The organism is Candidatus Poriferisocius sp. (assembly GCF_965204145.1).
Lineage (GTDB): Bacteria > Actinomycetota > Acidimicrobiia > Acidimicrobiales > Bin134 > Poriferisocius.
Map to the genome: position 1 here is coordinate 1,395,021 of NZ_OZ241977.1, position 19,115 is coordinate 1,414,135.

Genomic DNA, 19,115 nt, shown 5'->3' on the forward strand with positions numbered 1-19,115 from the left:
TCTAGTCTGCCAACCTTCATATGTCTATAGTCAATTTCAATAAGTCTCTATCCCGCAATCTGTCCCAAAACGTTGAGAATACATGTTATGTAAAGTTGCGAATGAGTTGTCGCCCGTTCGAGTGGGGCTACAATTAGACCTTCAAGCCCTTGGCCTGATCCCGCTTGGCACAGGGCTCAATCACAAACGGATGAACATTCCCACCGATTACGACAGTCCTAGCTGTGCGCGAGCCCGCGCCCTCGAACCGGAGATGGCTGGCAACTACCTCGCGCATACGGTGATCGGCGATCCTCTGGCTGACGAGGCCGTCGAAGCCCTCTCCTCAATGAAACGGTCGGAATCGAGCCAGATCATCGCGGCCTTCATGAACGCCCCCACCCAAGACACGGATAGGTCAAAGGCGCCACCGGAGGTTCACGCTCTCTTCGATGAGGCTATGGCCCCGCCAGAATGGCTTGATCTGCCGGCGCTGGAATCCGGCGTCCGCATGTTCCATCGGAATAGAAAGATGGTTCTGGGAGGGATGCTCGCCGGTGTGCTCGTGGAGGGCTTTTCGACCAACATAAGCAAGTCGTTCTTCATCACCGGCCGCATACGCGATCAAGGCGTTCGACGCCTTCAGCAGAACAACCGCCATATGGTGGAGATCTTCTTTCCCGGCGGGATGGAGCCCTACGGGGACGGCTGGAGGCTCTCAACCAGGATCCGCCTTATCCATGCTCAGGTGCGGCGGCTGCTCAACAGCTCTGAGGATTGGGATGCCGAGGCGTGGGGAACTCCCCTCAGCGCAGCCCATGTGGGTTATGCGATCACCGCGTTCTCCGCTCGGCTTCTCAAGCACATGAGGAGCCTGGGGGCGACGTACACCGATCAGGAAGCCGAGAGCTTCATGACGACGTGGCGCTACTCGGGGCTTCTCATGGGAATTCCGGAGTCGATTCTCTTCCATGACGAGGCCGAGGCGCTGAAGCTGTTCGAGATCGGCACCATGTGCGAGCCGGCGCCCAACACCACATCTGCCGTCCTCGCGAATTCGCTGGTCAACTCGGCGCCCCTCGTGGTCGGCATCAACGATCCCGAAGAGCGGCGAAAGCTGGCACAGTACGTCTACAAGGTGTCGCGGTCTCTCATCGGGAACTCGCTCGCCGATCAATTGAACTATCCCAAGAAGTCCACCTTCGGAGTGCTTAACTGGTTCCGAATCCAGGCCAGGTACGACCGCATCACGTCGAAGTACTTCCCGAAGATCGCCGGCAAGAGCAACTACGCCAACTTCACGACGCTCTTGTCGGGATCGCGATACGACGATGAGGGCATCACCTACGACATGCCCGACCACGTCTATGCCGAGGAGTCCAGCAAATGGTGAGCACAGCGGGGGGGGGGGGCCACTACACGCAGATGCCGTCTTTGTATGTAGACGGCTACAACAAGGCGAAGGCAGTGGATCCAGTTTTGGCCGACGCCTACATAAGGAACACGCTTGTCGGCGACCCTGCGGCCGATGCCGCCATGGCCTCGCTGGCCGACTTCACGCAGGCTGAGTCACATCGTCTGATTGAGGCGGGGATGAACGGTGACGAGGAGACGCTGCGGAAGGCGCCGGACGCGCTGCGAGCATTCTTCCGCGAGATCGACCGTCCGCCGCCGTTCGAGTACGACCCGGAGAAGGCCGCGGTGGGAGCACGCGCGTTCTACAAGTACTCAGATCTTTTCTTTGTCGGGCTTGTGCTGGACTCATTGGTCACCGGGCTCAGCGAGGATCTGGCCAAGGCGTTCTACATCACGGGGCGCACCGCGGGGAATCTCCGCCGGGTCAAGCAGAACACCAGGCAGCTCGTGGAGATCACTCTGCCCGGCGGAATGGACCGCCAGGGCGATGGGTGGAAGCTGACGGTTCGCATTCGGATGATCCACGCACAGGTCCGGCAGATGCTGCTCGACTCGGATGAATGGGACGTTCCCCGCGAGGGCCTGCCGCTTCATATGGCGCACATGGCGCTAGCCTCCACTGGGTTCTCCGCCATCCTGCTCGACTCGGCCCGCAAGCTGGGGGTTCCGCTGACCGAGGAGGAGAGCGAGGGTTTCATGCACATCTGGCACTATGTGACCTGGCTGCTGGGTGTTCCTGAAGAGCTGCTGTACCGCACGGAGAAAGAGGCCTTGGAGGTGCGGAAGATCGCCCGCCTGTGCGAGCGGCCCCCCGGCGAGATGGCCGCCGAAGTCGCCCACGGGTACATCGGAACGGTTCCCGAACTGCTCGGTGTTACCAAGCCAGCCAAGCAGAAGCGGCTGTTCAATGCCCTGTACCGGACGTCGAGAGCCCTGATGGGGAACGAGTTGGCCGACACGCTCGATTTCCCGAAGCAGTCGACGGTCGGCGCACTGGCATTCGTCCGGGCGCAGCGAAAAGCCAAGATTCTCTATTCCAAGATCATGCCGGGAGCGCGATCCCACGACTTCAACAACTTCGCCGGGATGCTGCAACGATCGGTGTACGACGACACCGGGATCAGCTACCGCATGCCCGACGCCATCAAGGACACAGCCTCAACCCCCTGGTGAGCCTCTCCGGTTGCGATTCAGCCGGGATCTCGGAATTGTCTCAGCCTGGTTGGAGAACTACTCGGCGGTGGTGCCGCGACCACAGGATCAGCAGCGGCGGGAGCACGGTGAACGTGGAGATGAGCGTCAGCACGATCGTTGCCGAGGTAAGCCCCCCCAATTCCTGAATCGGGCGGAGCGGGGAGAAGAGCAGGGCGAGAAGCCCCAGGGCGGTGGTCAGGGCGCTGGCGATGAGCGCTCCGCCTGTGGTCGTCATCGCCAGCCTCAGGGCCTTGGCGGGGTCTTGGGTTTCTTGCTCGGCCTCGATGAACCGGTGGGTGAGATGGATGGTGTAGTCAACGCCAATGCCGATTGTCAGGGCCACCACCAGGGCTGTCGCCAGGTTGTACGAGACCCCGAAGATCCACATGGCGGCCAACAGCCAGGTCACGACCAGCGCGATGGGAAGGATGCTGATCACCCCGAGGACCGGACGGCGTTCGCTGAAACCGAAGTAGAGCAGCAGAATCACCATGGCCGCGGCAATCGTGAGCGGAATGGTGATGGTTTGGCTGCGTCCCAGCTCCGAGTTGATGAGGGCTTGAAGGGTCTCGCCGCCGGTGGCGGTGGTGTGCTTGGGGTCGCCGCCCCACAGCTCGTCGAGTTCGTCGAGGAGCTGCGGGAGGAGGGTGCCGCTGTCCGCCGCCACCGGTATTTGGATAATGGTGCGATCGAGGCCGTCAGCGCGCCAGTCCACAACCGTCGCGAAGCCCGCCGGGTCGACGCTCTCCAGGAGCGTCCAAGCGTCGCGGGCCTTCTGGTCGGTTAGCGAGGCGCGGGAATCCAGTCCGGCAAAAGCGGCTTCGACGGCCGGGTGGTGCTTGTCCCCCGGCTGCCCGCTCTGCGTGGCCCAGTCGCTGAGCAGCGCCACCGCCGAGACGATGGGAGGCCCGACGATTCCCTCCGGGCGTGTCTCGGCGCTGAGGGCTTCGGAGTAATCGAGCAAGTGGCCCGTGGAGGCGGCGGTGTCGAGGTCGGCCTCGACCAGGATCGTGACGGTGGAAGCGCTCGCGCCGAAGTTGTCTTCGATGAATGTGATGTTCTCGAGCGCGTCGGAGCCGCGCGGCAGGAAATCAGTCGGGGTGGTCGTCGTGTTCAAATTGGTCGCCGCGACAACGGCCAGAACCGTTACCACAACGGCACCGCCCAAAACCGGCAGCGGACGGCGGGCCATAACCGACGCGGCGCGGGAGAGGATCGCTCCGGTTCCGGGAACGGTATCGGCGACCGGCTTGGTGGCCAGTTCCCGGCTCTTGGCTGCACGCCGGCGGTCCAACAGCAGCCGAACAGCGGGCACGAAGCTGGTCATCACGATCCAGCCCGCGACAACGCCGATGGCGGCAAGCACGCCGAATTCAGCGATGGGCCTGAACCTGCTTGTGAGGTTCATGAGGAGGCTGACCGCGGTGGTGACCGCGGCGAGCATCACCGGCACCCCCGACACTCTGACCGCGTGGCCGATGGACCGGCCAGGAGCGCCCTCATCTGGTTCGACACCCTCTTTCGCGAGGGCCTCTCGGTAGCGGCTGGTGACCTGGAGCGCGTAGTCCACGCTCAAGCTGATGAGAAGAACCAGCACGATCGGGATGAAGATGTTGTCGGGGTCGAGGAGGCCGGCGCCGCCAGGCGATAACCACGCTTGGGCCCCGAGAGTCCAGGCCAGGATGATGCCGAGGCCGATCATCGTGATATGGACATCCGACTGTGTGCGGTAGAAGACAGTGAGCAAGAGGGCGATCACCAGCAGGGCGATAGCCGTGAGCAGGGGCAGGCTGATCCGATTGACATCGTTGATCTCCTCCTCGTTCTGCGCCTGGCTGACGGCTGCTATCTCCAGGGAGGCCAGGTTCGCAGTGTCCCCGATGTCATAGAGCCGAAGCTGTGCATCCCGGAGGCCGACGTCGTCGCCGGTGTCTTTGAGGGCGATCAAGGACAAGCCGGCGATCGGCACTCCGGCAGCGTCCCGGGGAACGATGCGGGTGAACAAGTCGTGTTCGGCGGCCAGGGCCGGCAGACCGGCCATCAGGCCGACAGCGGCCTCTATATCGGCGTCCGTGGCTTCGGCCGGGTCGGTTCCCTGGGCCAGCAGCACCAACTCGAGGATTTGGACGTAGCCGGCAATGGGCTGATCGGCCAGGAAGGGCGCAACCTCGGGATCACTGAACATCCTGGCCTGAAGTTCTCTCATGTCCTGGAAGGACTTTGCGTCGAGGACGTCTCCCTTGGCGAGAAGCTGGACATTCTTGATGCCGGCTGAACCCGGGAAGCTCTCTTGGACCGCGTCCAGCGCTTCGGCTAGCTCACTGCCTTCGGGAAGAAAGGCGCCAAGGGGATCGGGCACCTCGGAGGTCTCTTGGACAAGGAAGCCAGCGAGCAACACGATGGTTGCAACAAAGATGCCGGCAAGCACCAGTTTCGGCGATTTCTGGATCCTTCGGGCCTGCCACTCGAACATGCTCGAACTCTAGAGGAAGCGCGGTAGGCGGCAGTTACAACGCGGCCCGCCCGGCGCTGAGTCCGCCGTCTACGTAGATGACCTGGCCGGTGACATAGCGGGCGTCGTCGGAGGCCAAAAATCCCACCACATCGGCGATGTCTTCGGGGTAGCCGTTTCGGCCCAGGGGTACGGCTCGCGCCCGCCTTCTTCCCATTTCACCCTCATAGTTGACCTGGGTGCCCTCGGTTTGAATCATTCCCGGCCCAACTGCATTGGCCCGTATGCCCAGAGGGGCCAACTCAAGGGCAGATTGCTTGGTGAAGCTCTCCACCGCTGCTTTGGACGGCGGGTAGATGCCCACTCCCGGCGAGTTGGAATAGGCGGCGTTGGACGAGAGGTTGACAATGGCCGAACCCAGTCCCATCAGGGGGGCCAAAGCCTGGGTGCAATAGAAGACTCCCATCACGTTCACCTCCAGCACCCGGCGCACATCGTCGGGGGTCATAGCGTCCAAGCCGGCGAAAATCCAGATGCCGGCGTTGTTCACCAGCACATCAACCTGATCAAGGGAATCGGCCAGCGCGGCCACCGATTCCGGGTCGGACACATCGCACTGTCGCCATTGCCCGCCGAGTTCTTCCGCGGTGGCCGCGGCGGTCTTCGGATTCTGGTCCACCGCCACGATCTGGTGTCCATCGGCGACCAGGCGCTTGGAAATCGCCCGCCCGAGCCCCTGGCCGGCACCGGTTACTACTGCTGTTCCCATCGGGTCAGCATGACAGATCGGCGACTGCCGATTGATACGGTCCCGACGTGCAGCAACACAGCCACCCTTACCGCTGGGTGCTTCTCGGCGCGCTGTGGATGGTGTACTTCTCCTTCGGCTTGGCGGTGTTCTCCATGGCACCGCTGCTGGAGACCATCCGGGAGGATCTCGGTCTGAGCAAAGGGGCCATGGGTGCAGTGCTGAGTGCCTGGCCCTTGGTGTACTTGGTCGCTGCACTTCCGGCCGGGACATTGATCGATCGGCTCGGGCTGCGCCACTCACTGGCGATAGCCACCGTCCTTATCTCTGCTTCCTCGTTGCTGCGCCCGATCGCCGACAACTTCATCGGGCTGTTTGGCGCAGTGGCGATATTCGGAATTGGCGGGCCACTGGTTTCAGTGGGGGCGCCGAAGCTGGTCAGCGTTTGGTTTGCGGTCGACGAGCGCCCGTTGGCCATGGGGATAACCATGTCTGGACCGGGTATCGGCGGCGTAGTCGCTTTGGCCACTGCCAACAGCGTGCTCATGCCTGCTTTCGACCAGAGCTGGCGGTCCACGCTGATGGTGTACGCAGTTGTCACCGTGGCGGTGATCGCCGTCTGGCTGGTTGTTGCCACTGCTGCCGAGCGAATCGCCCCCGAGGCCGATCGCAACACCGATCCTGAGGGCGGATTCTCAGGCGCTTGGAACCTCATAAGAGAGCATCAAGCCGTTCAGATCATGCTGGTCGTCGCCTTGGGCATGTTCTTCTACAACCACGCCCTGAACGGATGGCTGCCGACTGTTATCGAGGATCGGGGCTTCTCGAGCTCAGTGGCCGGCTACTTGGCAGGGGCAGTCACCGCTTTGGGCATTGTGGGAGCGCTGCTGGGGCCGAGAATGGTTCCCGACAAGAGCCGAATCACGGCGATGGCCTTGGGATTCGCGCTGTTCGGCATGGCCACTCTGTTGCTCAACGTGGACACAAGACCGACGACGTTTGCCGGACTTGTGGTAATCGGACTCATCAAAGGGCTAGCCGTGCCTGTCGCCCTCTTGGTGATGATGCAGCTTCCCGGCGTCTCCCCCAGCAATATGGGGGCGGCCGGTGGTCTGTTCTTCACTGCTGGCGAAGCCGGCGGCGTGGCCGGCCCGGTCTTGTTCGGCGTCCTGTCTGACATCGGCGGGTCGAATGCGGGGCTGGTGTTGTTGACCGGGGTGACCTTTGCCACCGCGCTGCTCACTGTCCTGCTCCGGTCAGCGATGGCCCGAGCAGTAGGCCATCGCTGATTTGAGGTTACGCCCCCCGGCCCTGGATGAGCTCTTGCAAAGCATCCTCTTCGCTCACCAGCTTGGTCACCACCGCCTCGTCCACGTCGGCGACGATGATCTCACCCACCTCGTCGGAAACCGAGGCAAAGAAGCCGAGCTCCTTCATCCCCACGGCCTGGCGATAGTTGTCCTCGGTTGGCGTGAGGTATTGGATTGACACTGCGTTGTAGCGGCGGATGAGGTACAGGTGCATGAGCGCCATCAGCCGTTTGCGGCGCAAGGCAGGGCTGTGGGTGTTCTGGTCCCGCACGGAGAGGATGGCCCGGCCCCGCCGGTCGGTCAGCACCCCGAACACCACGTTGGCCAGATCGTTGTCGCCGCTGTACACCACCAACTCGAGGATCTCCGACCCGGCGGTATAGGGCCGCAACTTCACTTTCAGCTGGGCGTCGACGGTGTTGTGGGTGGCCCAGCGCTCTAGCCAGGCCTCGAGCTCGCGGGTGGGCACCTCGGTCTGCACCAGATGCTGGAACTGGGTTGAGCCTTTGCCCATGGCTCGGGTGGTGGCGGTGCGCCCCGAACTGGCCATAAGGGCGGCGTCCAAGCGGGGGCCGCCGACAAGGGTCTGCGGCGTCCTATACGGCGAGTCCACCAGGCGGAACTTCCGCTGGAGCCGGGCCAGCGCCAGCATCCCGTCCTGCTGGAGGGAGGCGGCGAACTCCTCCCCCGCCATCCCGTCCACTTGGTGGCCGCCATAGGTGATGAAGTTGAACACGAACCCCAGGCGTCCCAACTCGGCGGGGAACTGCCGCATCTCGTCCTCGCTCATGCCGGTGGTGTCCCAGTTGAACGAGGGCGACAGGTTGTAGGCCAGCATCTTCTCGGGATTCACCGCATGGATGGCCTCGGCGAACTCTCGGGCATCTTCCAGGTCGGCGGTCTTGGTCTCCATCCACAGCAAGTCGCAGAACGGGGCCACGGCCAAAGACTTGGCCACCGCGTAGGGGATCCCGCCCTGCACCTGGTAGTACCCCTCGGTGGTCCGGGCTACCTCGGGATCCCAGGCCACATCCAGGCCCATCTCCACAGCCCGCTCCCGGGCGGTGTCGGTGTCAACCGTGCGGGCGTAGCTCAGCCACTCCCCCGCGTCCATACCGAAGGCCTCCCCCTCCGCAGACCGCATCACCAGCTGGTCGGCCACCGCCTGGGCATAGGTGGCCAGCCCTGATGCCCGGTGCCACGCCTCGGCCAGCGCATCGGAGACCCGGTCTACCGCGTCGTCGGCCCGGGGGTCGGGCGAGGAATGGTAGGTGACCGCCGTCTTCTCGATGACCTGGTTGACCCCGGTCTGATCAAGCCATCCCATAGCCCGCTTGTAGCGGCTCTCGGGCACGGCATACAGCAGATGGCCGTTCACACCCTCAATGCCGACTTCGGCCAGCCGGCGCAGAACCGCCAAGTAGGCGTCCTTGTACGAGGGAACCGACAGCTGGGTTGCCCCCATGATGAACGGCTGGTCGCGCTCGTCGGTCCCGCCGTCCAACAGGTTTGCCGCCTCAGCGTCGGTGCGGGCCACGATGATGCCGGGCACCCCCATCACGTCGAGCTGGAATCGGGCTGTGTTCAACCGCTTGATCTGCTCATCGCACGGCACCAGCACCTTGCCGCCCTGGTGTCCGCACTTTTTGACCCCGGGCTTCTGGTCTTCGATGTGATAGCCGGGAACGCCGGCCTCCACGAAGCGGCGAATCAGATTGCGGACGTGGGCATCGCCGCCGTGACCGGTATCGGCATCGGCGATGATGCTGGGGGTGAAATCGACCTCCGGGTTGGCCGAGCGCTCGGATGCGGTCATCCGGGACCGGGCGAAGCGCTGATTGCGGTCTGCGGTCAACAGCGCCCGCACCAGTCCGGCAGCCTCGTCGGGCACCATGCCCAAGGGATAGCTGGCCAGATCAGGACCGGGATCCTCGTGCAGAGAGCCCTTGGCCGACGTAGCCCATCCTCCCAGGTAGATGCCCTCGATCCCTGCCCGCTTCATGGCAACAGCCTGGCCCGGCGAATACGGGCCGAACGTGGAGATGCACTGGCCCTGGTCGAAGAGCTGTCGCAGACGAGCATAGAAGTGGTCGGCGGCGACGCGAGCCACGGTGTAGTCCTGGCCAATCGCCCCGCGTTGCTCTACCACTTGGCGAGCTGAGTACAGCCGGGTTATCCCCTCGAAGCGGGGGGAGGCCATCCACGCCTGGGTGGATCGGACCTCGGCATCGAACGAACCGGCAACGTTGGCGGCCATGCTGATACCTCTTCGGTGACTAGAGGGATGTTATTGGCTGGCAGGCTAGCAACCGCGCTGTGCCTAACTGCACCATTATTCGCGGGAAATGTGCATTGGCCTGAGAACACGGCTCGGATCGCCCCTACCCTGGGAGCCTGTGACCGATCAAACATTCGGCAGACTTCAAGTAGCCCACTCCCTGGCCGACTTCGTCGGCAATCAGCTTGCTCCGGGCACCGATGTGGGTGTCGAGCATTTCTGGTCGTCCTTGGAGGAGGTTGTGGAGCGTTTTTCACCGAATGTGAAGGCCTGTTTGGACCTGCGCGATGACTTGCAGACTCGGATCGATGCCTGGCTTCGCGACCGAGAGCCGCAACCCGGAGAGGCGGCCGATTTTCTGCGCTCCATCGGGTATCTGGTCGAAGATCCCGAACCAGTGCAGGTAACCACCGAGGGGGTCGACTCTGAAATCGCATCGCTGGCCGGGCCGCAGCTTGTTGTGCCGGTGGACAATGCCCGCTATGCCCTCAACGCGGCAAACGCCCGCTGGGGCAGCTTGTACGACGCCTTCTACGGAACTGATGCCATCGACGAGTTGGGTGGTGCAGAGCGGGGCGGCCCATACAACCCAGTGCGGGGCCAGCGGGTGATTGACCGGGTTCGAGCCCTGCTGGACACCCATGTCCCGCTAGCCGCCGGATCGCACGCCGACGCGGTGGCCTACGCGGTGTCTGACCGCGGACTGCGGGTTGACTTGTCCAGTGGCGCATCAACTGAGCTGTCCAATCCCGAGCAGTTCGCCGGATATACCGGCCTGGCCCCGGCTCCCGACACGGTGCTGCTGCGCAAGCGGGGCCTCCACATCGAGCTGATAATCGACCGAGATCACGCCATCGGTCGAGACGACCCCGCGGGGGTAGCCGATGTGATGATGGAATCAGCCCTGACCACCATCATGGACTTGGAGGACTCAGTAGCCGCGGTGGACGCAGAGGACAAGACCGTGGCCTATGCCAACTGGCTGGGGCTGATGCGGGGGAGTCTCACTGCCTCCTTCACCAAAGGCGGACAAGCCATTACCCGCAGTTTGAATCCCGACACTGAGGTGATCGATCCGGCGGGAAATCCGATGGCGGTGCGTCGACGCAGTGTCATGCTCATCCGCAGCGTGGGTCTGCATATGGAGACCGACATGGTTCGCTTGGACGGCCGTCCGATCCCCGAGACCATCATCGACGTGGCGGTGGCCGCCTGGTGCGCTCTCTACGATTTGAATGGAGCAGGGCCCCATCGCAACAGCCATGCCGGGTCGGTTTACATCGTGATGCCGAAGCTGCATGGTCCCCGGGAAACGGCACTGGTCCGCGACTTGTTCACCGCCGTTGAGGGCATATTGGGCATTGACCCCAACACGCTGAAGATGGGGATCATGGACGAAGAGCGCCGCACATCGCTCAACTTGGCCGCCTGTATTGCCGAGGCCTCAGAGCGAGTGGTGTTCATCAACACCGGCTTCTTGGACCGCACCGGCGACGACATCCACACCAATATGGAGGCCGGCCCCATGATCCCCAAAGGGGAGATCAAGGCATCGGGGTGGCTCAACGCCTATGAGGAGGCCAACGTCGCCGTCGGGCTGGGTATGGGCCTGCCGGGGCATGCCCAGATCGGCAAGGGCATGTGGGCCCGCCCCGACGACATGGCCGCCATGCTGGACGAGAAGATCGGCCACCCCCAAGCGGGGGCGTCGACCGCGTGGGTCCCCTCCCCCACCGCGGCCGCCCTGCACGCCCTGCACTATCTGGACACCGACGTGACTGCCCGCCAGGCCGAGTTGGCGGCATCGCCGCCTGACCGAGACGAGGCCGTCCAGGCCATGTTGTGCCCCGCCGTGCTCCCCCCCGATCGCGAGCTGTCTCCCGTTGAGGTCCAGCGCGAGCTGAAGAACAATGCCCAGGGCATCTTGGGCTACGTGACCCGGTGGGTAGGCCAAGGAGTGGGCTGCTCCAAAGTGCCCGACATCAACGACATCGCCCTCATGGAAGACCGGGCCACACTGCGGATCTCCTCCCAGCACATCGCCAACTGGCTCCACCATGGCCTGTTGTCCGAAGACCAGGTGGTCGAGGCCATGCGCCGCATGGCCCGAGTAGTCGACCTCCAGAACGCCGACGATCCCGATTACGAGCCAATGAGCCGCAACTTCGCGGCCAGCATTCCATTCAGCGCTGCCCTTGCATTGGTTCTCGAGGGTCGTGAGCAGCCCAACGGCTACACCGAGGCGATCCTCACCGCCCACCGCCGCCGCCAGAAGGCCGCGGACTAGCCCTACAAGCCCCAAGGACTGAGGTCCACATCCAATTCCCGGAGGCGGTCGATGATCATGGGAGGATCCATGCTCAGGGCCGGCCAGTGGTAGTCATAGATGCGGATGTTCAGCACGAAGGCGATGTATTCGGCCACTTGATCGACGGTGAAGTAAATGCCCCGCCGCCCGATGGATGCCTCGTAGGCCGCCCCGTTCTCTCGATTGAGCACGAAGTTGGTGTGGTCGCACATGTGCTTCATGTCGGTGTTAACCCAGTCCCAAATCACCTCGGTACACAGGATCAGCGGCTCGGTGGGCTCGGCTGAGATCAGCTTGAAGTCCTTTGACACCAAGGTGATGGGCTCCAAGGTGTGGGCATCGTAGGTCCGCAGCTCCACTTCTTTGCCCCGGAAGTAGGGAGTCCACGACACTCCGATTCCCTCGTGGGCGCAGCCGATATAGCTGTGGAACTCCCCATCGATATACATCTCCACCTGGCTGGGAAAGGCCGAGAACGGCGGGGCCTTCAAGATGTCGCAGTTGGGCGAGGTCTCGTCGATCACAAACACGATCCCCAACTGGAGGAGCTTGAGCGCCTCCACCAAACGGCGCCGTTCGATCCCCGTCTCGGCATGCATGGCGGCCAGATTGGGGGCCCGCCTGTTCTCACCCCAGTAGTCGAACACGAACTTCCGCAGTTCCAGGGCGTCCTCGGTCCACTCGATCTCCGGCACATGTTGGGGCATTGGTCTCTTCCCTTTCTGTTGCGGCTCAGATCTTGGCCGCTGAGCCGCCGTCCACGTACAGCTGGCTGGCGTTGGTGAATCCCGAGGCCTCCGAGGCCGCGAACACGATGGTGCGGGCCACCTCGTCGGCTCGGCCCACTCGGCCCTGGGGAATCCGGCCCCCGAGCACTTTGTCGGCGAATTCCTGGGGACTCAGCCCCTGCGCGTCGGCCGCGTTGGCCACCATTTCCATCAACCGGTCAGTGGCTGTCGGCCCGGGGTGTACCGCCACCACCCGGACCCCGTCGGGGGCCACGAGCTGCCCCACTGAAGCGGTCACATGAGTCAGCGCGGTCACGATGCAAGCCAGCACATAGCCGGGGGACGCCTCCGTGCCAGCCACCCCTAGCACGTTCACGATTGACCCCGAGCCCTGATCTTGCATGGCCGGCAACACCGCTCGCATAGCCCGCACGTACCCCATGAGCTTCAGGTCGATGGTCTCCTGCCACGCCTCCTCATCAGCGTCGAGGATCGATCCCCCGGTGGAGGAGCCGGCGTTGTTGACCAGCACATCTACCCCACCGAGTTGCGCCATGGCTTCATCCATGGCCGCCGCCACGCCCGCCGCCTTCGACAGATCGGCGATCACCGGGACTCCACCGATCTCCTCAGCCACCGCCTCCACATCGGAAGGGGTCCGGGCAACCACCGCCACCCGGGCGCCCTCGCCGGCAAAGATCCGAGAGGCGGACGCCCCGATTCCCCGGCTCCCCCCGGTCACAATCACCCGCGCTTCTTGGAGTCCAAGATCCATGGGCGGTGACGTTACCCTTGCCGGTTACTCTGCGCCGACGATCATCTGCCCGATCATGCAGAGTCTTCCTGGGGCTCGGCGGCCGACTCTGCTGGGGGGACCGGGGCAAGATAGCCGACGATCAACAGGAGGATGCCGACAGCGATGAACGACACCACACGGCCAACGGTGTCCTGGTTTCGGAGATCGAAGAGGAACAGCTTGATCACCACTACACCCATGAACGAAGCACCCGTCACCCACACCGACCGGCGAGCCCGGCGTACTCCCTCGACCATGGCCGACAACGCGATGAGCGTCCAGAGAATGGACAGCGAAGTCTGAAGAGCTGTGGAATCGAACATCGAATCGGAATCGAAGGGCACGTCCCCCCAATGATGGATGGTCCTGACCGCGGCCAAAGTCGCGAACGCTGTACCCGTCACCGCCAACCCAGGCACCCATGATCCCTCGACGAACTCTTTGAGTCCACGGAGCCCCTCGGTTGTCACCGCTCTTCGCCACTTGAATGCCGCAGCCAGCAGCACGATTGCGGTCAACTCCAGCGGGTTGAGCACCGGCACATAGCGCAGTGGCATGGGATCCCCATCAGAAATGACCAGCAAGATCGCCACCGCGACCGACAACGCGGCCAAGACCGGCCCAACGCCGAGAACCAGGTATGCCGTCTGATGAGGTCGAAGCGGCCACTTCAAGACGTTTGATCCCCACAGAGTCGCGCTTACCAGCACAAGTCCGGCTAGGCAAGCAGAGACAATCGGCCACACCTCGTCAGCGGCTTGGCCAACTCGCCAATAAACCTCTGCGCTGGCCAGCACCGACAGCACCCAAAAGCTCCCCGCATGCAGCGCCGGCTCGAATTGAGGATGATCACCCGAGTACTTGTGCAACAGGGCGTAGTAGGCAGCTAGGACCACCGGCCATGCAACCCATCCATATAGCTCAAACGGGTAGGACTGTGTGCCAAGGGCGACGACCAGAGCCACGGCCATGGTGGGGAGAATCAGCGCTCCCAACGCGGTGAGGTTCAGCCACCGCAATTTTCGAGCCGAGTAGGCAGCTAGCCAAAGCGAGAGGGCCACAAACAGGAGAGACGCAGAAAGGTGGGCGGATGAGAAGTGATGGTCAACCTCCAGGTTGCCGGCGACAAGCCACCAGCCGAAGCCCCATGCCAATGCCACCCACGCGGGGATTGAATCGAGGGCGGTCTGCTTTCTTCTCCCATGAAGCTGGAGCCCGGACACAATGCCCGCGACTGCGATCAGCGCAGTCCCCAAGAAAAATTTGTTGGCGATGGGGGGTTCGCTTGAGGGATAAGGGAGCGAATCTCCCAAATGAACGGCCATGCTGAAGCCAGCAAGTACCTGAAGGGCACCTCCTGCGCTGACTGCCAACCACTGGGCTTTGCGGCATCCAATCCAAAGCAGCAGAACACCCTGACCAGCCCAAACAGTCGAGGTGTAGTAGGTATCGAAGGCGAACGGGACGGCAATCGCGATAAAGACCACCGCGAGGCCGGCATAGGCGATCGCCAACTCGTTGTCCTGGCGGCTGAACTTTCGGGCCATGAGGGCAGCGCTGGCATAGAGCAATGCCAACCCCGACGTGCTGATCGACATCCCATGCTCCGTGTGCCCTAACAAGAGTTGATGAATGCCCAAACCGATAAACGGTGTGCCGAACAACAAAGGGGCTAGCCACGACACGTCTGCGAGGCTCTTGACATTGAGAGTCTTCCTCGCGGCGAAGAGCACGGGAATTGCTGTGTACATGGCAAGGAATACGGCGACGAACGGCTGCGTGGTAACCCAGTCTTCTTCCAGATGACGGCTGACCAGCCAAAACAACGTGACCCCGAACGTGAATCCAAATCCGAGAAGAGTGAGTTCTGGCCAGACCTTGAACCAGGCAACCCCCAAGATCGCGGCATTCAAGATCACGTAGAAGGTGAAGACCGCCCCATGGTCGTCAGGCTGGGTGTACGACAGCACAGGTGCGAGAAACCCGCCGATTATCCCTAGAACCGCCAGCACCCGCGAGTCCAAGGCGATGGCGAGAGCTCCCGCTCCCACCGTGATGACCACGACGAAGATGAGTGCCAGCGGAGCTGCCAGCACGTCGTATCCGGCAAAGGCGGCGTACGTCGCCAAGTACTCCACGGCAATCCCGCCTCCAAGAAGGCTCAAGCCGTAGATGGGGCGCTTGTGCCGGAAGCGGCCCCCCACGATAAGCAGTGCCGCTCCGAAGACTGCCACGGCGACCAGGATCATCTCCACCGTCACGGTGATTAGATCTCGCCGATTCGCCTCGCTGATCAACAGGCCCAATCCGACCAGCGACACCAGAACGCCGACTTTCACCGGCGCATTGCCAGTGGACACCCAGTTATTGACCGCATCTACCACCCTCAGGGAGGCCCGTCGCGGAAGCGGTACTTCAACATTCTGCTCGACCACTTCTCGGCGCTCGACCCGGGTGGGAGATGCCGGGGTCGGATGTGCCACCGGCGACGGGGACGGGGGTCCAACAGGAGGCCGAGTGGGTGCTCCCGGCGGAGGAGGAGCCACAGGCGGTGGGTCAGGGGGCGCGGAGCGTTGAGTCGTTCTGGTAAGGCTTCCCTCAACATTCTTGAGCCGTCGCCGGTTCTCGATGTCTCGGCCTAAGAGAAATCCGATCAGACCACCGGCAAACACCCCAGCAAACTGGGCCAACACTCCACCCAGAACAGCCCCGACTATGGTCAGGAAGACAATGAGCTCTGTGGCCTTAGAATTGTCGGGTGAATCATGCGGTTGCTGGGGACCCACCATTCCTTGGCAGGCTACCAAGTCCAAAATCCTGCGGCGACCACGCCATGCTGGCAGCGCAGTCGATCGGCACCGCTATGATATCGGCGATATCGCAGCTACACCGAGGAGGCGAAGATGGCCGACATCTTGATTCGAGGCGTTCCCGACGAATTGGTTGTGGAGATCGACGCCAGAGCCGAGCGCTTAGGTCTGTCTCGTGCTGAGCACCTGCGGCGAGTTCTGGCCAGAGAGCACACCAGAGCGGAGGGCAAGACAACCGTGGCTGACTTTGAACGGGTCGCAGAACTCTGCGCCGACCTTGCCGATCCTGAAGTCATGGCCAAAGCCTGGTCGTGAATGCTTGGCTGATTGACAAGTCTGCCTATGTGCGAGTGTCGCGCAGCCCCGACGCTGAGAAATGGGCGACAAGAGCGCGGCGGGGTCTTGTCCGCATCACTACGATTACCCTGTTTGAAATTGGGTTCTCTGCCCGCTCATCCAGGGACTACCGCATAAGCCTTGAGGAGCGCCCGCTGGCAGAAATGCCGGTGGAGTACATCACGCCGCCGATTGAAGACCGAGCACTCGCGGTGCAAAGGGAGCTAGCCGACATCGGCCAGCATCGGGCGCCCGCGGTCCCGGACCTGCTGATTGCCGCCACCGCCGAGATGGCCAACCTGACCGTCCTCCATGTGGACAAGGACTACGAGCTGATCGCCGAGGTCACCGGACAGCCGACCGAGCGGCTCTGGCTGTCGTAGCCGCAGACAAGCGCCGCTATCCTGCCGGGCGTGAGCGACCGTCCTGCCCCCATCCGCATAGAGGATCTCGTCGATCCGGTGCTTCCGTCTGAGATCGCGGAGATGATGGAGCAGACCGCTCCGATGGCCGATCAGATCGAGCTCAGCCCCGAGGCGATTTTGGGTGCGGCCTCCGCCCAGACCGGGCTCAGCGACTTTGGTCCCGACGACTTCCGGGCCCCGCTCGAGGTGCTCTGCCACTCCCTTGACACCGAAGCCGACCACTCCCCCATGGGCCGGGTGGGCGGTTTCAGCCAGCTCACCGCGTTTGCCGCCAACCGGCTGCGCATCGAGCAGTACATCAAAGACCACCCGGATGCCCTGGATGTGCCCATCGAGCGGCCCATCGTGATCGCCGGGCTGCCCCGCACCGGAACCACCCATCTGCACAACCTCATCTCCGCTGACCCCGCGTTGCGCTCATTGCCCTGGTGGGAGGCCATGGAGCCGGTCCCACCTCCAGATGAGGCCGGAACTGTAGAAGGCCGCATCGAACGGGCGAAGAACGGACTGGTCATTCACAACACCGCCATGCCCCACTATGCCCGTATGCACGAGATGACTTGGGACCATGTCCACGAGGAGATCCACCTGCTGGGGATCGACTTCTCCACCATGCTGTTCGACTGCCTGGCCGTTTTGCCCACGTGGCGGGCCTACTACAAGGAACACGACCAGACCCCCCACTATCAGTACCTGAAGCGCATCTTGAAAGTTCTGACCCACCAGCGGCCACCCCGGGAGCGCTGGGTGCTCAAGTCGCCGCAACACCTGGAGCAGATTGCCCCGCTCATGAATGTGTTCGGCGACGCCACCGTGGTGTTCACCCACCGCGATCCGGTGTCGATCACCGCCTCATTTGCCACCATGATCTGCTACTCGGCCCGCATGAGCGCCACCCACCCGGTGGATGTCTGCGGCATCGGCCAGTGGTGGGCGCAGCTCATCCAGGACATGCTCCAATCTTGCACTGACGACCGCGATCTCGTACCGCCCGAGCAGTCCATCGATGTGCTGTTCCACGAGTTCATGGCCGACGACGTGGCCATGGTGGAACGCATCTACAAGCTGGCCGACCAACCGTTCACCGCCGAAGTCAAGTCCGCCATGGACACCTACATGGCTGACCATCCTCGAGGAAAGCACGGCCGGGTGATCTATGACCTGGCCGACTTCGGCATGACCCCGGCCGAACGGAGAGAGGCGCTCAGCTTCTATACCGACCGGTTCGCAGTGGAGCTAGAGCACTAGCTGAGCTCGGCCAGCTTCACCACCTCGGCGCTGATCGGGTCGGGGGTTTGCTCGGGAAGGAACCACCGGAACCAGATTCGACCATGGGGTCGGCCCTGGGTGGACACCCAATTGGGCACACCCGGGTCGTTGGCCGCAATCACGATGGTCCACGATCCGTCGTCGTCGAGCTGCACTTTGGAGCCGTTGGTCGTGACGTCGTCGTAGTCGTAGTTGAAGCAGTGCAGGAACTGGTTCCACAAGCACATGTTCCAGAAGACGCACTCCGGTGAACTGCCCTTCAAAACCAGCGCCTCGTCGTCCGCCAGCTCGAACGCACCCATGGCGTAGGACGCGTCCCCGGCGGCCCAGCCGAAGGTCTCGGTGGGCACCGGAAACGGGTCATCGATGTGGTTGAGGGTGCCCAGCGGAATGGGAACCATGGCGGCCTGCTCCTTCACCCAGGTGGTGGCAGCCTGGAAGCGCTTCGCCACTTCGGCATCGGTATGTACGTCGCTCCACGCGGGGGCCGGGTCCAAGCACTCGATGCGCCAACGGGCCTTCTCCCCGCTCACTGGGTCGTTCATGTAGTCGCGGGTGCAGGCCACCACGGCGTCGGGGGCGAGCTTCACGAAATTGCCGTCGTGGTCGTTCGGGCTGACCATCATCTCGTAGGTGCCGTCGGGATTGGGTGTCATCTGGGTGGTGTTGAGCGTTCCGACGATGCGCTCCGAGTAGCGGCCGTCGTCAGGGCCCCCGTACACGGTGAGCGACAGGTACACCGCGTCGCCGGGGTCCACGGTCACCCGGTAGGTGCGGGCAGGGTCGACCCGGGTCATGAAGTAGAACGCATCGGAGTTGTCCCCGCCCCACTTCTTGTACGGGCCCACGATCTCGGTGAACCGAGGCCGGTTGGTGTCGGCCCACACGTAGACGTCAAGCGCCACCTGGGTGATGGAGAAGATCCACCGGTAGCCCTCCAGCACGGCCTGGTCGTCGGCCAGCGCCTTGGGACCAGCGAGAAACTCCTGGTCAAGCCCCTTCATGGTGTCAAGCAGCGTGTGGACCGCAGTGCTGGTTTCAAAGCGGGTTTCAGTCATGGTTTCTC

At 63.0% G+C, this 19,115-nt stretch carries 14 protein-coding genes; 7 read left to right on the plus strand and 7 right to left on the minus strand.

Annotation, left to right across the window (positions count from 1 at the left end; translation table 11 throughout):
• Positions 1-190: 190 nt before the first annotated feature.
• Positions 191-1,372, plus strand: coding sequence for an oxygenase MpaB family protein (locus ACOGI7_RS06375; RefSeq protein ID WP_419851077.1), 1,182 nt, complete (start codon positions 191-193; stop codon positions 1,370-1,372).
• Positions 1,366-2,568: an oxygenase MpaB family protein gene (locus ACOGI7_RS06380; RefSeq protein WP_419851078.1), complete on the plus strand. Its 1,203-nt coding sequence runs from the start codon at positions 1,366-1,368 to the stop codon at positions 2,566-2,568. Before ACOGI7_RS06375 ends, ACOGI7_RS06380 begins: the two co-directional genes overlap by 7 nt.
• A 40-nt stretch (positions 2,569-2,608) precedes the next feature.
• Here ACOGI7_RS06380 and ACOGI7_RS06385 read toward each other — a convergent pair whose 3' ends face one another.
• Positions 2,609-5,062 (minus strand): efflux RND transporter permease subunit, encoded by a 2,454-nt coding sequence (locus ACOGI7_RS06385; RefSeq protein WP_419851079.1) that lies wholly within the window; start codon positions 5,060-5,062, stop codon positions 2,609-2,611.
• A 34-nt stretch (positions 5,063-5,096) separates the two neighbouring features.
• Positions 5,097-5,810, minus strand: coding sequence for an SDR family NAD(P)-dependent oxidoreductase (locus tag ACOGI7_RS06390; protein ID WP_419851080.1), 714 nt, complete (start codon positions 5,808-5,810; stop codon positions 5,097-5,099).
• A gap of 47 nt (positions 5,811-5,857) precedes the next feature.
• Between ACOGI7_RS06390 and ACOGI7_RS06395 the strand changes: the two genes are divergently transcribed.
• The gene (locus tag ACOGI7_RS06395; RefSeq protein ID WP_419851081.1) at positions 5,858-7,078 is read left to right on the plus strand and encodes a CynX/NimT family MFS transporter; all 1,221 of its coding nucleotides are present in this window, start codon (positions 5,858-5,860) and stop codon (positions 7,076-7,078) included.
• A 7-nt stretch (positions 7,079-7,085) separates the two neighbouring features.
• Here ACOGI7_RS06395 and ACOGI7_RS06400 read toward each other — a convergent pair whose 3' ends face one another.
• The gene (locus tag ACOGI7_RS06400; protein WP_419851082.1) at positions 7,086-9,356 is read right to left on the minus strand and encodes an isocitrate lyase/phosphoenolpyruvate mutase family protein; all 2,271 of its coding nucleotides are present in this window, start codon (positions 9,354-9,356) and stop codon (positions 7,086-7,088) included.
• A 139-nt stretch (positions 9,357-9,495) separates the two neighbouring features.
• Between ACOGI7_RS06400 and ACOGI7_RS06405 the strand changes: the two genes are divergently transcribed.
• A complete protein-coding gene (locus ACOGI7_RS06405) occupies positions 9,496-11,664 on the plus strand; it encodes a malate synthase G (protein ID WP_419851083.1) in 2,169 nt (722 codons plus the stop codon).
• A 2-nt stretch (positions 11,665-11,666) separates the two neighbouring features.
• Here the strand turns inward: ACOGI7_RS06405 and ACOGI7_RS06410 are convergent, their stop codons facing one another.
• Genes ACOGI7_RS06410 through ACOGI7_RS06420 form a run of 3 tightly spaced genes read right to left on the minus strand, consistent with a single transcriptional unit; the run spans position 11,667 to position 15,998 of the window.
• On the minus strand, positions 11,667-12,392 hold the full coding sequence (locus ACOGI7_RS06410; RefSeq protein WP_419851084.1) for a hypothetical protein: 726 nt from the start codon (positions 12,390-12,392) through the stop codon (positions 11,667-11,669).
• Positions 12,393-12,417: 25 nt separating this feature from the next.
• Complete coding sequence (locus ACOGI7_RS06415; RefSeq protein WP_419851085.1) at positions 12,418-13,188, minus strand: SDR family NAD(P)-dependent oxidoreductase; 771 nt, start codon at positions 13,186-13,188, stop codon at positions 12,418-12,420.
• Positions 13,189-13,241: 53 nt separating this feature from the next.
• The gene (locus tag ACOGI7_RS06420; RefSeq protein ID WP_419851086.1) at positions 13,242-15,998 is read right to left on the minus strand and encodes a DUF2339 domain-containing protein; all 2,757 of its coding nucleotides are present in this window, start codon (positions 15,996-15,998) and stop codon (positions 13,242-13,244) included.
• A gap of 114 nt (positions 15,999-16,112) precedes the next feature.
• On the opposite strand from ACOGI7_RS06420, the gene ACOGI7_RS06425 reads away from it, so the two are divergent.
• The 3 genes from ACOGI7_RS06425 to ACOGI7_RS06435 are packed head-to-tail and all read left to right on the plus strand — an operon-like array spanning position 16,113 to position 18,028.
• On the plus strand, positions 16,113-16,334 hold the full coding sequence (locus tag ACOGI7_RS06425; protein WP_419851087.1) for a ribbon-helix-helix protein, CopG family: 222 nt from the start codon (positions 16,113-16,115) through the stop codon (positions 16,332-16,334).
• Positions 16,325-16,738 carry a PIN domain nuclease gene (locus tag ACOGI7_RS06430; protein WP_419851473.1) on the plus strand — a complete coding sequence of 138 codons (414 nt, stop codon included), beginning with the start codon at positions 16,325-16,327 and terminating at the stop codon, positions 16,736-16,738. Before ACOGI7_RS06425 ends, ACOGI7_RS06430 begins: the two co-directional genes overlap by 10 nt.
• A 30-nt stretch (positions 16,739-16,768) precedes the next feature.
• Complete coding sequence (locus ACOGI7_RS06435; protein ID WP_419851088.1) at positions 16,769-18,028, plus strand: sulfotransferase family protein; 1,260 nt, start codon at positions 16,769-16,771, stop codon at positions 18,026-18,028.
• On the opposite strand, the gene ACOGI7_RS06440 is transcribed toward ACOGI7_RS06435, so the two are convergent.
• The gene (locus tag ACOGI7_RS06440) at positions 18,025-19,107 is read right to left on the minus strand and encodes a DUF1214 domain-containing protein (RefSeq protein WP_419851089.1); all 1,083 of its coding nucleotides are present in this window, start codon (positions 19,105-19,107) and stop codon (positions 18,025-18,027) included. The two genes, ACOGI7_RS06435 and ACOGI7_RS06440, sit on opposite strands and share 4 nt — an antisense overlap.
• Between the last annotated feature and the right edge of the window lie 8 nt (positions 19,108-19,115).